This is a genomic window from Paenibacillus sp. FSL M7-0134, assembly GCF_038007865.1.
Lineage (GTDB): Bacteria > Bacillota > Bacilli > Paenibacillales > Paenibacillaceae > Paenibacillus > Paenibacillus polymyxa_B.
Window position 1 is genome coordinate 172,412 of record NZ_JBBOXV010000001.1, and the last position, 13,419, is coordinate 185,830.

General features: G+C 46.9%; 12 protein-coding genes. 3 read left to right on the forward strand and 9 right to left on the reverse strand.

Going from position 1 to position 13,419, the window contains the following annotated elements:
- Positions 1-4 precede the first annotated feature (4 nt).
- The 3 genes from NSQ58_RS00775 to NSQ58_RS00785 all read right to left on the reverse strand — a co-directional run bounded on the left by NSQ58_RS00775 (position 5) and on the right by NSQ58_RS00785 (position 2,238).
- Positions 5-400, reverse strand: a complete 396-nt coding sequence (locus tag NSQ58_RS00775) for a cytidine deaminase (protein WP_023990384.1) — start codon at positions 398-400, stop codon at positions 5-7.
- Between the two features lie 30 nt (positions 401-430).
- Positions 431-1,093: a deoxyribose-phosphate aldolase gene (deoC, locus tag NSQ58_RS00780; RefSeq protein ID WP_023990385.1), complete on the reverse strand. Its 663-nt coding sequence runs from the start codon at positions 1,091-1,093 to the stop codon at positions 431-433.
- A 209-nt stretch (positions 1,094-1,302) separates the two neighbouring features.
- Positions 1,303-2,238, reverse strand: a complete 936-nt coding sequence (locus NSQ58_RS00785) for a sugar-binding transcriptional regulator (protein WP_023990386.1) — start codon at positions 2,236-2,238, stop codon at positions 1,303-1,305.
- 275 nt (positions 2,239-2,513) lie between these two features.
- Between NSQ58_RS00785 and NSQ58_RS00790 the strand changes: the two genes are divergently transcribed.
- A complete protein-coding gene (locus NSQ58_RS00790; protein ID WP_023990387.1) occupies positions 2,514-2,927 on the forward strand; it encodes a chemotaxis protein CheW in 414 nt (137 codons plus the stop codon).
- Positions 2,928-2,987: 60 nt separating this feature from the next.
- Here NSQ58_RS00790 and NSQ58_RS00795 read toward each other — a convergent pair whose 3' ends face one another.
- The 5 genes from NSQ58_RS00795 to NSQ58_RS00815 all read right to left on the reverse strand — a co-directional run bounded on the left by NSQ58_RS00795 (position 2,988) and on the right by NSQ58_RS00815 (position 11,501).
- A complete protein-coding gene (locus tag NSQ58_RS00795) occupies positions 2,988-4,106 on the reverse strand; it encodes a slipin family protein (RefSeq protein ID WP_023990388.1) in 1,119 nt (372 codons plus the stop codon).
- Positions 4,107-4,942: 836 nt separating this feature from the next.
- Positions 4,943-7,861 carry a glycosyl hydrolase gene (locus NSQ58_RS00800; RefSeq protein WP_068938280.1) on the reverse strand — a complete coding sequence of 973 codons (2,919 nt, stop codon included), beginning with the start codon at positions 7,859-7,861 and terminating at the stop codon, positions 4,943-4,945.
- A gap of 597 nt (positions 7,862-8,458) precedes the next feature.
- Positions 8,459-9,559 (reverse strand): bifunctional diaminohydroxyphosphoribosylaminopyrimidine deaminase/5-amino-6-(5-phosphoribosylamino)uracil reductase RibD, encoded by a 1,101-nt coding sequence (gene ribD, locus NSQ58_RS00805; protein WP_341056731.1) that lies wholly within the window; start codon positions 9,557-9,559, stop codon positions 8,459-8,461.
- Positions 9,556-10,320: a GTP cyclohydrolase II gene (locus NSQ58_RS00810; protein WP_023990390.1), complete on the reverse strand. Its 765-nt coding sequence runs from the start codon at positions 10,318-10,320 to the stop codon at positions 9,556-9,558. The genes ribD and NSQ58_RS00810 overlap by 4 nt, the downstream gene beginning before the upstream one ends.
- Positions 10,321-10,403: 83 nt before the next feature.
- Complete coding sequence (locus tag NSQ58_RS00815; protein ID WP_341056732.1) at positions 10,404-11,501, reverse strand: FAD-dependent monooxygenase; 1,098 nt, start codon at positions 11,499-11,501, stop codon at positions 10,404-10,406.
- 268 nt (positions 11,502-11,769) lie between these two features.
- On the opposite strand from NSQ58_RS00815, the gene NSQ58_RS00820 reads away from it, so the two are divergent.
- A complete protein-coding gene (locus tag NSQ58_RS00820; protein WP_023990392.1) occupies positions 11,770-12,105 on the forward strand; it encodes a winged helix-turn-helix transcriptional regulator in 336 nt (111 codons plus the stop codon).
- Between the two features lie 170 nt (positions 12,106-12,275).
- Here the strand turns inward: NSQ58_RS00820 and NSQ58_RS00825 are convergent, their stop codons facing one another.
- Positions 12,276-12,668, reverse strand: a complete 393-nt coding sequence (locus NSQ58_RS00825) for a winged helix-turn-helix transcriptional regulator (protein ID WP_013312050.1) — start codon at positions 12,666-12,668, stop codon at positions 12,276-12,278.
- 149 nt (positions 12,669-12,817) lie between these two features.
- On the opposite strand from NSQ58_RS00825, the gene NSQ58_RS00830 reads away from it, so the two are divergent.
- On the forward strand, positions 12,818-13,336 hold the full coding sequence (locus NSQ58_RS00830) for a DJ-1/PfpI family protein (protein WP_023990393.1): 519 nt from the start codon (positions 12,818-12,820) through the stop codon (positions 13,334-13,336).
- Positions 13,337-13,419: the final 83 nt, after the last annotated feature.

The window sequence follows — 13,419 nt, forward strand, 5'->3', positions numbered from 1 at the left end:
TTTTTTATTTCCCCAGATCCGCAGGTCGAAAAGCACCCGGCAGTAATTGATCCACCGTCCACTCTTCCGTGTTGCCATGAAGGTTTGTCAGATAAATTTTGGTATCTTGATGAGCAAATTCGGAAATAACCTGACGACAGGCTCCACATGGAGACACAGGCCCTTCCGTATCAGCTACTATCGCAATCGAATCAATTTGACGGCAGCCTTCGGATACCATTTTGAAAATCGCTGTCCGCTCTGCACAATTGCATAAACCGTAGGAGGCATTTTCCACATTACATCCGTGATAAATCGTGCCATCGCTTCCGAGAACCGCAGCACCCACCTGAAAATTCGAATACGGAACGTATGCCTGTTTACGCGCCTCAAGCGCTTTCTGAATCAATTGATCCTTCATCGCGAATCCCTCCATGACTTTAAAATAAACTTAGTAGGAAGATGTAGACTGCTCGCCCTCGATGATCTTCACACCGGAACTTGCACCGATCCGACTTGCGCCAGCTTCTACTAATTTTTGCACGTCTTCCAGACTGCGTACACCGCCTGAAGCCTTAACACCAATCTCAGGTCCTACCGTTTTGCGCATCAAAGCCACATCTTCCGCAGTAGCTCCACCTGTTGAGAAGCCTGTCGAGGTTTTCACAAAATTCGCTCCCGCTTTGACGGACAGCTCACATGCCAGTACCTTCTCTTCGTCTGTTAGCAGGCATGTTTCGATAATCACTTTTACCAGTGTACCAGCAGCTGCCTCCACGACCGCACGGATGTCCTGCTCGACGAGCTGTACATCACGTGCCTTCAAAGCGCCTATGTTAATAACCATATCAATTTCAGTCGCTCCGTTAGCAATAGCATCTTTCGTTTCAAATGCTTTCGTTGCGGACGTGCTCGCTCCCAGCGGGAAACCGATAACTGTACAGATGGCTACGCCTGTGCCTGCGAGCTGTTCTGCTGCATAAGCTACCCACGTCGGGTTCACACATACAGAAGCAAACTGATATTTTTTTGCCTCGGTAGTCAATTTCGTAAATTCATCCTTCGTCGCATCTGCACGCAACAATGTATGGTCGATTAATGCTGCAATGTTCATATCTAAAAGCTCCTTCATTAGATAAATAGTGTGAAGACAAAAGTCCTTTATTTCTCTGTGATGAGACCATCATAGCACGCCTTTGAACATATGTAAAACACATTTTGAAATTATGTTCAAGCTTATGCGCAAGGCGTCACCTACAATTCATATTACCCTGTAGGGAAACGCCATAACCGTGTATTTTGCTGGATTGAGAAAGACTTGCTCTATTGTAAAAGTGCTTGTGCCGTAAACTGATCTGTCACCAAAATATTCGCATACTTGCCACGCAGCGATGCCCGAATGGCCTCCACTTTGCGCTGGCCTCCAGCGACGAGAATGGACTTCTCCTTCTTTCGCAAATCAGGCAAATCAATCCCGACGGTACGGCTATTGATTTCCTGACTGCATATGTTGCCCTCAGCGTCAAAAAAGCGCGAGCAAATATCGCCCTTGCCGATTCTTTGCAGTAGCTTCTGCTCTTCTCCGTTAAAATAGCCCAATCGGAACAGCAATGCATCCTCCTTGACCGTACCCACCGTAAACACAGCGATGTTCGCCTGCTTGCCAAGTTCAATGATACGCTGGATATGCCGATCCTCCTCGACCATTTTCTTAACGGCGTGACTGTCGAAAATCACAGGCAGCGGCAAATACCGTGCTATGGTATGAAAGGCTTCTGCGAACAAATTCACGGTTTCCACGGCATATGTGTTGACATGCGAATGGCTCACGCCTCCTTTGAGCTGAACCACCTCAACACCCTTGACCTGCTTTTGCTGGAGATGAAGCGCTACGGCATGCATCGTTGTTCCCCATGTCACACCAATAATATCAGCATCCTGTACCGTTTCATGCAAATAATCGGCTGCTTTTTTGCTGATATGCTTCTTGATCTCCTGATATTCATTTAACGGCGAATAACAGACTAACACGGTATCCAGTCCGTACTTCTTCTTCACCTGCTCTCCGAGCGCGTCCATATCCTCCATCGGGTCCACAATACTGATCCGCACGTATCCCTGTTCCTTGGCAGCCTGCAGTAACCGCGATACCGTAGGACGCGAAACCCCGAGTCTGACCGCGATATCTTGCTGACTGTAGTCGTTTAGATAGTATAATCTGGCTGCCTCGATACTTAATCGCTGCTTTTCATGATCCATTCTACCTCAACCCGCTTATCTTAAAATGTAGTGCCAGCGGACACAGCTTTAGTCCCAAACATTATATATGAAGGGAAACTTGAAGCCACGCCTTGGCCGTATAGTTGTTAATTTGGAAGATTTAACTGCTCGTTTGTGATATTCTGTGATTAACTACAACTACTTTACCGCATCCTCAACTTTATCGTTCCATCTGTCAAAACGCAATAGTTAAACCATTTTACCGCTCATTCACAATCTGTGATGGCTTATCTGAATATGTAAGGAGAATTGCTATGTCTGAATTTATTGTGTGCAGTCTGGCGGACAAAAAGTTCGCTTTAAACTTTGTGGAAGTAGAAGAAGTCATGAATGCCAAAAAAGGAACGCCGCTTCCCTTTTCCGAGGCGTGGCATGAAGGAATGGTGACTATTCGCGGCAACGTATTTACGATCCTTAATTTACGCAAAAAGCTGTTTCTTCCTGCATCAAGCGATTCCGCCGAGGACAAAATGATTTTGCTCAGCCGTGCGAAGATTGCTCTGCTTGTCGATCAGGTAGAGGACACGGCTTCTGCCGAGGACAGTCAGCTACAAAGCAATGAGGAAGAGTGGCAACGCGAGTTGTTCCCTACTGTGATGGAGCATCAGGGTACCCTCATTCCGGTGATCGATATGGACGCTTTTCTTGCATCCACCAAGACAAACTAAAACGCAAAATACTCCCAAACCTTGAGCCGGCTTGCACTCATCGTTCGGGAGTATTTTCAGTTATTGGAGTCCCTGCCCCTCTTTCATGTGAACCAGCGTGTTCAGCTGCTCCAGCAACGTATTCCCGCCAGTCAGCGAAATCGTGCCAATCTTCTCGCAGATTTTTTCCATGAATTCCAGTTCTTTAAGACGAAAGAGGGTGGCATTCTCGTCCATCAGCTTGGCCGTATTGAGCAGACTACGAGTGGATGCCGTCTCTTCACGTCGTGTGATGAGGTTGGCCTGTGCCTTCTTCTCTGCCAACAGCACGGTATTCAGAATATCCTTGATATCCCCCGGCAAAATAATATCCTTCACCCCTGCTGACGTAAAAGTCACTCCATATTCGCCGCTCTGCTCATTCAGTCGAGTCAAAACATATTCCGCAATCTCCTGCTTCATTTTCAGCAAATCATCCAGCTTCATCGTGCCAACATATTCGCGCAGCAGCAGTTGAAGCATAATGTACATTTGTTCCTCGTATGCCCGGAATTCCAACGCCCGCAACGGGTCGATGATACGGTACTGACAGACGAAGTTGAGGCGCAGCGTGATTTTGTCCTCTGTCATGATTTCCTGTCCCATCAGGTCCATCTGCTGTTGTCGCATATCTATCGTTTTGATCTCTGTATTCACTGTGGACATCCAGAAATAATATTTGCCCGGTTTTAGCTCACCCTGCAACACATTATCGTAATACAAAAATCCCAATTCATAGCTGCCCACCTGAAGTGCCTTCCAGAAGCCCGGTGTCTTGGACAAGAATGCTTGCCCCAATGCCTTATCAATCGCAGGCTGCCGAGTATCTGCACGAACAAAACGATGTTTCTTGAGCATGTTCCAAAAAGCATATTTCCCAGCCGTTAGCAGCTCCACAAATCGATTATCCTCATAATGCAACACATATTCATGGTCTTCTACATCAATGACATTCAATTGCTCAAGCAATAGGGGATCTGTCAAAAACAAACGAATATCATGATCAGGTACAAAAAAAGGTTCCGCTACATTCAAAATTTCAACTGCTTCCTGCTGAAATGTCTTCAATAGGTAAGTTCCTGGGTGCAACAACTTGTGGTAGCTTCCTTTTTTGAACAGCAGCCCGCGCTCATCAGATTTAATCGTTATCTTCTTAAACATCGTATCACTCCTAGTATTTAAAATCCTCAACTTAAAAATGTACATTTCCGCGTGTGGCGGCTCCACGGTCCATTTGATCTTCCGATCGCTGTTGCCACTGAATTTTTAGAATGGATAAACCCGTTAAAGGGTTAAATTCAGTGGCAAAGGCGAACGCTTCGCTTCTTCAGATTCAAATGGACCGCTCCGCTGATTCACATGTTATAGTAAACACACATTTTTAAAATGAGGATTTTTTATTTTTATTTGTTGTAGTAGGATTAGTGACCCTTGCAGAGCATCCCTCCGGGGTGGACGGCGGGGTCAAGCTTAAGGAAAAAGAAAGATACCGCCTGTTTCCGTGTTCTAGGGATGGAATTCATCAGCCCAACATCGATTGTGAATCTGTATCCCCGAAGCCTCGAACCCTGTCGGCGCTTGCTCTCTCCGGTATCCGCTGGCCGCATAGCCATCGCCCCGGTACCTGTCATCGAGACCAGACATGGGATGCTCTTATCCGGGTCTTTTCATTGTTTTTATTCGATCATTCGAATACTCTACCAGAAGTCGCGTGGAAGGCGATTGGGAATTGAACCCTAATGTTGGTGGATACATCAGAATTACAGGATACCTGACCCCATCAGGGCAGGCACTGCGGGACCTTTGGAAATCCACGCCTCGGTAATATCTTCCTGTATCAGCCTTTATCATTATCGCGCAACCTGGAACTCACGAACATGGCGAAAGTATTACGACCCTATAAAAAAACAAAAAAAGACACAGGAGAAGCGTATGTGCTTCCCTTGTGTCTTTCTTTCTATAGTTAACTGTCGCGTTCGTATCTTAGGCCTGATCCACTAGGATGTTTTTTCGAAAACGGGATCAATGCTCGGTAGTGGAAGTTGTGGAACGTCTGTCGTTGTAGAAGCAGTCTGCTGGTGTGTATAGCTGAATGAAGGGGTCTCGTATTGCAATCCCGCCTTTTCATAGGTAAACCAATAGCTGACAGCCTTCCCGATATCGAGGTCTGTAATCCGCTGCTCCCAGACACCGCCGTTGTTTGTCATTCGGTAATTGAGCTGTTGTCCACCCGTTAAAGTATAATGCACGTCAACATATGCCGAGGCTGTTTTGGGTGTAAATTGAAGCAATGCTTCATGATCGCTGACAAAGCGAGCTCCTACTTTATAATCCTCCGTTTCTCCGCCACCCTCATTACCGCCAGATGCTGGCTCTGTCGTTACCCCTACCGCATTGCTTGCTGCAGATAGGTTACCAGCTGCATCTCGAGCCTTAACGGTAAAGCTGTAAGTGGAAGCTGCATTCAGCCCTGTAATTGAAGCGGAAGTACCGCTTATCTCTGCTGCCTGAGCCCCGTTCTTATAAACGATATAACCCGTAACGCCAACATTGTCTGTAGCTGCATCCCACTCCAGAGTGACTACCGAAGCCGTTTTGGTCGTAGCTCGAACATTCGCCGGGATGGATGGAGCCTCCGTATCAGGTTGCGGATTGCCACCGCCGCTTCCATTTCCGGTATTAAAGGTATTCGGCTGCACGGTAATAGTGTGCCCATCTGAGAAGGTTACTGTTTTGACTTGATTTGTAAAATTGTAGGCCACATAAGTTTTTACACCGTTTTTATGAAATACGGCATAAATAGGTGAATTAGCGGTGATGCTGTGGTCGATGTTGCCTAAAGCATCCAAATTGTAGATCCAGTGGTAGGCATTCGCCTTGGAATTCCCCGCTTCCGGTGTCATGGCCGCTACGCGTGCACTGAATTTGGCCTTGGCATCGGACGGGTCCGAGATCGCTCTGTACATATACACAATATCTTCCCATGGACTGAAATTCCCACCGCTTTTTCGCAGCAGATCGTTATAATTTTTAGCTGCATAATCTGAATACTGCGTCAGATACAAGGAAGCCGAGGTGATCGGTAGCCAGTTGATACCATGAACCTCTGCGGCATTATTGGTCCACCATGTTGCATTCCCTACCGTTTTACCACCCCAGATCATGCTTGCCGTCGCGCTTTGCATCCCTGCAGGGGTGTTTGTGCCATGCACATCAAACCAGTATTCGTTAATCGCATTCATTTCCGTTGTATATAGATAAATGCCCAGATCACGAGTTTGAGTATTTCCCGTCGCCTCGCCCCATAAAATAAGACCTGCCCAAGCATTCATCGCTTCCGAGGAGGATTCATTGTTGTTGCCATCACCAAATTTGGCATGGCCGGAAGCCCAGGTGTGCCCGGCATAGGGATCAAAATTACGCAAATACGGAAATTTCGAATCAGACCTGTCGGTATTGGCGATGTCACGAATGAGCAACTGTACCATCTGCCCCCATTGGGAATTGGATGCCCAGCTCTTGTCCACACGTGCAATTTCGGCCGCGGCCTTGATAAAGTATCCATAATGGAAGTGATGGTCATTTAATTCTACCGCACTGCCAAAGCTGTCGGGATAACCGATCAACGTCCCCCAATTGTTGTTATACACAAATAGACTGGAGCTTTTCAGATTACCCGAGCTGTCACTGGCCTTAAACCAGTCCTGCAGCCGGCTTTTGATCTCATTGCGGAACTGGGTCGCTGCTGCGGTATTGCCAGCCTGGTCGGCAATCGGCGCCAGCGCTGCTAGCTTGCCCAGACGTTTTCCAGTCCAGTACGTGTCTCTATCGCCGGAGTAGACTTCCGCTTTCGCTTCGTCTATATAACTGTTGAGCGTATTTTTATCGTAGGACCCCAAGTCGGGCAGGGAAGGCAGTACCCCTGTAAACTTCATTTTCGTTTGAAAAGAAGCACCTTCTGCTGTTTTCATCAGACCGCGTACAGAATTGTACGTATAGCCTAGCAGGGGTTGTGATGAATTTTTCCACTGATGCGGGTATAAGGCAAAAATAGTACCGCTTTGCGTGCCTTCCTTCGCTGTTGTCGCAACAGTAAAGGTGGTCGTCACCTCGGAAGAGGCTTCGTTATAGCTGTACTGTGCTTTGGAGTTTGTAACGAAAGAATAGGCGTATTGCTGAAATTTGTCCAATGTCGCGGTTGTTTTGTCAGGCAAAGCCGCCACTGTAAAATAGTTTTTCCCGTTCAATTGATTGATCAGAGTACTCGTTCCGAGGCCAGACCAGGTGCTGCCGGAAGGACCAAACAGACCATAATGTGAGCCATTAACCGTAATGCCAAGCACAGGGGAACTAGCTGACCCAGACCAAACCTCTGGCACCCCATTAAATGAAAGCTTGGGATTGCCACCGCCAAACTCAAAAAAAACATAGGGGGAGCCGTGTCCATAGGTAGCACTCATTTTATTGCTGCCGCTTTGAAATAATGATTTGACAAACCAGTCACTGAAACCGTCCACCTTGGCATCTAGAAATGAAGCGCTTACAGAATGGCCGACGGAAAAATCGTTTACATCATCCATCCAACCTGCGATGTATCCCGGATTTACCGTAATTTTCCCACTCGGGTTAAAGATGCGTAAACCGTTTTGCTGATTTTTCAAGGCAAGGGGATGCGGATATTGAGCCTCGGAGTACGGTACCCAGGCGAGGCTGCTCCACCAGTCATTGGTAGGCATTGGGCTGGTTACATTCGCTGTTTTGTAAATCTCGTTTTGCGGTGTTGCTGCTCCGGCAGGTAGTGTGGTTGAATATGAGCCAGCGCCTTGTGTGACCTCACCCGAAAAGGCTTTAGTAGAAACCGGTGCAGCTAAAAATATCAGACTGGCACTTAACAAGCATAATAACGTTTTTTTCACAACCTACATCCTCCTTTGAATTCTATAATCCCTTTCACTGCAAGGCTTTTCCCTTCTCTTCCAAGTTGATTTCAACTTCATTGTGCTTGATCTCAATTTCCAGGTCAATCCTTTTATTTCTATATTCTAACTAAACGAGGCGAAAGTCTCTAAAAATACATAAGAAACCAGGACGAAAAACCCAAGCATGTGTAATTATGTTATCTCGAATTCACCCCATTAGACATTTACCCTATGAGTTATTCATCCCATTAATCATTCACCCTAATAAACGTTTAGTATATAAAAAAAGAATCCTCCAGGCCTTTTAGCCCTTCAGATTCTCTGTTCTTTTAAGTATATAAGCTTTTGAGCTTTTGAGCTTTTGAGTATTTAAGTCCTTTTGCCTTTCCCATGCTCCACACCATTTCGAAAAAATGAGTGACTTTGCGGTGGGCAGTAGCGGAGCGAAGGGGTTGAATCTGGAGAAGCGTAAGCGTTCGCCTTTGCAGTGGGATTCTTACCTTTAAATGTCTTATACAATCCGAAGAATCCCACTGCAACAGCGATCGGAAGATCAACCCCTTAGTGGAGTACCTTCTCCCCCGCAAACAACACTCATTTTTCCCGCTCAAAATACCCTTCTAGTTTCCAGTCTACACCAACCTGTGTCACGCTCAAATCATGCAATGCCACCGCATCGCTCATCGCAGACACGCCCTCTCCCCCGAGAAATCCCGGGGCTGCGCGTCCTCCAACCAGCTTTGGTGCCATGTACAGCACCAGCTTGTCTGCCAGCCCTTGCTGCACGAAGGAAGCGTTCACCTCGGCTCCGCCTTCTACGAACACTGATGACACCTCCGCTGCCCCCAGAATATCCAGCATTTGCGGCAGGTTAACCCGATCGCTGTTTTCATCCTGAGTCAGAAATATCTTTACACCTAGCTGTTCCAACTGGCTACGCTTGCCTTCATCATAAGCGCGTCCTGTGAATATCCAGGTAGGCGCCTCCCCATCTGTAATGACACGGGCATCCAATGGAATACGAAGCTTGCTATCCAAAATGATACGAATCGGATTCCGTCCTTCTGGTAGACGAGTCGTAAGCTGAGGATTATCGTGAATCACCGTCTGTACACCGACCAGGATTCCCACATGCTCGTTACGAAGACGATGCACATCCTCCCGTGCAGCCTCAGATGTAATCCATTTGCTTTCCGAGGTCCGGGTTGCAATTTTACCGTCCAGTGTTACTGCCGATTTGATCGTAATAAAAGGACGCTTGCTCACAATATATTGATTGAACACTTCATTCATGCGGATGGATTCCTGCTCACATACTCCGACAATGACCTCAATGCCCGCATCTTTCAAAATCTGTACCCCTCTGCCGGAAACCAGCGGGTTCGGGTCCAGCGCTGCAACCACCACCCGACGAATGCCTGCCTTCACAATGGCTTCCGCGCACGGGCCTGTCCGACCGTGATGGGAACACGGCTCCAGCGTTACGTAAATTGTCGCTCCCTGAGCGTGTTCACCCGCCATACGCAACGCATGAATCTCGGCATGTGGCTCGCCGGGCTTCAGATGAGCGCCGATCCCAACGATACGACCGTTGTTGACAATGACTGATCCGACGAGCGGATTCGGTTCGGTTTGCCCTTTAGCACTTCTGGCATTTTCCAGTGCCAGGCGCATATATTTTTCGTGAGTGGTCATAGAACCTCCCTGAGATCGGAATCCCGCAAATGGCCGGATCGTTCCACTTTTGTATTCAAATACCGTTCATTATATTGCGACACATCGCCCCAGAGCGGCATGCGACCCGCCACATTCATACCCGATTTCTTCAAGGCATCCAGTTTTTTGGGATTATTTGTGATCAGGGTTACTGGTTTTTGTCTCAGGTGACGGAGCACACTAATGGCATCCGCATAGTTGCGTGTATCATCTTCAAAACCCAATTGATGATTGGCTTCTACAGTATCCATGCCTTCTTCCTGCAGAATATAAGCCATTGCTTTACTAAACAAACCGATTCCGCGGCCTTCATGGTTAGCCAGATAGAACAATGCACCCGTTCCATGTTCCACAATCATTTTCATGGACTGGTGGAGTTGAAATCCGCAATCACAACGCTTGCTACCAAAAATATCTCCAGTATGGCAAATACTATGCATGCGAACTAATGCATTTTCCGACTGTTGAAGATCGCCATACACCAAAACGCTTGACTGTTGTCCCTCTGCCAAATCCAGTGTGGACAATCGCTTCACAATCGTCTCAGCGGTGGCATTCAGTAAGTCCTGACGATCTTCCTCATCCCGTACAGGCAACCAGCAGTACCACTGAAAAACAACCGTTTCTCCTTCCAAATTAACTGGTAGCTTGATCGGTCCTACTAAAATCGTCGAAGATTGCTCTCCGCGAACGGTTTGAATTTTATCGTTAAGTAGCGTAGCTACATCTTTTTGGTTCATCTCTCTGCACCATCCTTTATATAAGCTCTATATAGAAAATGCCTCATTACTCATAGGCTAATCGTTATTGTCAGGGTCATAAATCATTGAACTATGTGTAAGAAATGTTCATGAAACGTGGATTCCATCGTCAGCTGCCGTTCCTGAAGCTCGGTGACAGCCTGTCGTCGTCCGTCTTCGAACGCCTTTAGGTCTCCTGCGGTATAGCTCTTCTGTCGTAAACGAAGAAGCTCACTGGCTAGCACATCGGCATCCTTCAAAGCTGCATTCAAGCCAAAAGCTCCGGTAGGTGTCATGGTATGCGCCGCATCTCCAATAAGGACCAGCCCGTTCTGCGCCCAGGTGTCACTGCGACTGCTGAAAATATCCAACGGTACGAAGTCCTTCCATGAACGAATGTGATCATGCACACTATGCTTCAAATCCGGAAAAGCCTCGGTAAGCAGTTGTATAAAGGGTTCAAAAGATTGCTTAAACAGGGTTGGAAAGCTACCTTCCTCCACATTCCAGCCAATTTGAATATAGCCCTCAGCCTGCGAGAATAAAGCCAACTGCCCTCCGTTGACCCGTGCCAGACGAGTGACGGGCTCCCACCCAGCAGGTGCTGTGATTTTCGCCCATAGCAGATCATAGCCGTGTCGAATGTTTGTCACAGGCATCTGCGCCAGCTTGCGCACAGTCGAATAGCGACCGTCTGCCCCTACAATCAACGAACTGTCAATCGTGATCTCATGACCGTTCTTATCGCGGGCGGCCAAGCCCGTGTACCCCTGCTCGCTGTTACCTTCCAAGGTAGTCACAGTTGTACCCGCCAGGTAACGGAAGGACTCGTAGGTTGACGCCTGCTTGAGCAGAGCCTCCAAAAATCGAGGCTGTGGAATATGAACCCCCACATTACCATCTACTGATGCTGGCTTGACCGTCTTCACTTGCTGCTGATGCTCCCAATATTCGATTCTTGTAGAGGCGAGAACATAGTCCTTATGAATTTGTTCGAGCAGCTTATGCTTTTGGATCACTTCCTGACCCTCATCATTCAAGATTTCACCGCGGAAGGCCTTTCCCGCTATGCTCTGCCGCTCAATCAATATCGTGGATACACCCTGCGCCGCCAGTAGACAGGACAACAAAGTTCCTGCGGGTCCCCCTCCAACTACGCACACTTCACATTCCAACTTCATCTGACTTCCCCCTACGCCCAAACCATCACCATAACGATTAGTTCGTATCTGTTCATTTAATTACATCATTAATAATATCAAAAATAATACCAAATTAAGTTCAAATTTTAAGTATTCATATTTCAAGCTCCGTATCAAAGCCAACAAGTTACTTTATGTAACAAAGTATATTTATATCACATCATTTCGTCAAGTAATAAATTTATGTAAAGTAAAATCATTTACTTTTAACAGTGGATCGTTAATAATAGGAGCATGAGGTGATCACATGAACATTCCACAGATGTGCCCACGGTTTGAAAAAGCTATGGAGCTACTGAGTAAGCGTTGGACGGTGTTGATCGTATTTCAACTAACCAATGGTCCGCAACGTTTCGTCGCTATTGAGAATTCAATCCCTAATTTAAGTGGAAAGGTCCTTTCCGACCGTCTAAAAGAGCTGGAGGAAGAAGGAATCATACAACGTATGGTTTATCCTGAGAAACCTGTACGGATTGAATACTCTCTTACAGATAAGGGACGCGATTTAGCTCCTTTGTTTGACCATATCGGTACTTGGGCTACACGCTGGATTGAGGTTCTACCAGCACTTGAAAAGCAATGATCCATATGGGCTACAGCTATTTTTCCTAAACTAACATGATAAAAACACACAGACTGCTAACATGCCAAAGAACGCCTTTGCTCTAAGTACAATTTGTACTCATAGTGCAAGGCGTTCTATTTTTCATATGAAGGAACTTTATTGATTCACCTACATATCGATTCCATTATTTAAACGTTTCCCTCACCGCTGCGTTGCATTTCCTCACGAATGGATTGCACCCGTTTTTTCCCCCAGTCATACATCATCTCCACAATGGGCAAAATCGTCATCCCCAGTTCAGTCATCGAATACTCCACCTTTGGAGGTACCTCGGGATACACTTCCCGGTGCACAATACCGTCCTCCATCAACTCCCGCAGCTGATTGGTCAGCACTTTATGCGACAGCTTCGGAAACAGCCTTTGCAGGTCACTGAAACGGTGCGCCCCTTCTACACCCAGATGCCATAAAATGACGACCTTCCACTTTCCGCTTAAGACCGAAAGGGTCAGTTCCTTTTCGCAGTTATAGTCTCCGTTGACGATCTTCTCCCGTATTTCTTCTCTTAGCGTATCGGACATATATCAATTAACTCCTTCTAAATCATCATGGTCTTGCACTCTAATAGTAACCTACAGGTAACCTCCGTACTTGAAAGTGCATTCTTCACAGCCTGACGATGCCATCCTACAATAGTAGATATCGTTTCACATTCAAGGAGGAATGAAGTATGAGTAAAAAAGCTCTTTTTATTATACCCCCAGAGCGCTTTAATGAGGATGAATTGTTTAAACCAAAGGAAGCACTGGAGCAAGCAGGTGTTACTGTGACGCTAGCTAGTACAAAAACAGGCGAAATCATAGGTGACTACAACGGTAAAGCGACAGCTGATCTTGTTTTTACTGACGCTGTGCTGGCTGATTATGATGTGGTATCTGTGATCGGCGGATCAGGAACGAATGACTATCTTTGGAATAACGCGGATCTCCAAGCTCTGCTGAAACAAACTCATGAGCAAAAGAAACTATTGGCTGGCATCTGCGCAGGTTCTGTAGCCGTGGCTCAAACTGGACTGCTCTCCGGCAGAACGGCTACATGTTATCCTGTGGATGTACAAAAGGACCTGCTCCAATCGCATCAAGCCGAATATGTGGCACAGCATGTCGTTGCGCATAGCGACATTATTACAGCCGACGGTCCAGATGGTGCACAGGACTTCGGCGCAGCACTTGTCAAAGCCCTGCAATAAGCACATCTTTGAGGTTCTAGGTGGGCACTTTAAACAGCACTCCAAAAAGCCGCATCGCGTCCTTTCTTTTGTATGGGACCCGA

Coding starts and splice junctions, on each gene's coding strand:
- NSQ58_RS00825 (WP_013312050.1), bottom strand. CDS start 12,668: ATGTCCGATACGCTAAGAGAAGAAATACGGGAGAAGATCGTCAACGGA.
- NSQ58_RS00815 (WP_341056732.1), bottom strand. CDS start 11,501: ATGAAGTTGGAATGTGAAGTGTGCGTAGTTGGAGGGGGACCCGCAGGA.
- NSQ58_RS00790 (WP_023990387.1), top strand. CDS start 2,514: ATGTCTGAATTTATTGTGTGCAGTCTGGCGGACAAAAAGTTCGCTTTA.
- NSQ58_RS00795 (WP_023990388.1), bottom strand. CDS start 4,106: ATGTTTAAGAAGATAACGATTAAATCTGATGAGCGCGGGCTGCTGTTC.
- ribD (WP_341056731.1), bottom strand. CDS start 9,559: ATGACCACTCACGAAAAATATATGCGCCTGGCACTGGAAAATGCCAGA.
- NSQ58_RS00775 (WP_023990384.1), bottom strand. CDS start 400: ATGAAGGATCAATTGATTCAGAAAGCGCTTGAGGCGCGTAAACAGGCA.
- NSQ58_RS00785 (WP_023990386.1), bottom strand. CDS start 2,238: ATGGATCATGAAAAGCAGCGATTAAGTATCGAGGCAGCCAGATTATAC.
- deoC (WP_023990385.1), bottom strand. CDS start 1,093: ATGAACATTGCAGCATTAATCGACCATACATTGTTGCGTGCAGATGCG.
- NSQ58_RS00810 (WP_023990390.1), bottom strand. CDS start 10,320: ATGAACCAAAAAGATGTAGCTACGCTACTTAACGATAAAATTCAAACC.
- NSQ58_RS00820 (WP_023990392.1), top strand. CDS start 11,770: ATGAACATTCCACAGATGTGCCCACGGTTTGAAAAAGCTATGGAGCTA.
- NSQ58_RS00830 (WP_023990393.1), top strand. CDS start 12,818: ATGAGTAAAAAAGCTCTTTTTATTATACCCCCAGAGCGCTTTAATGAG.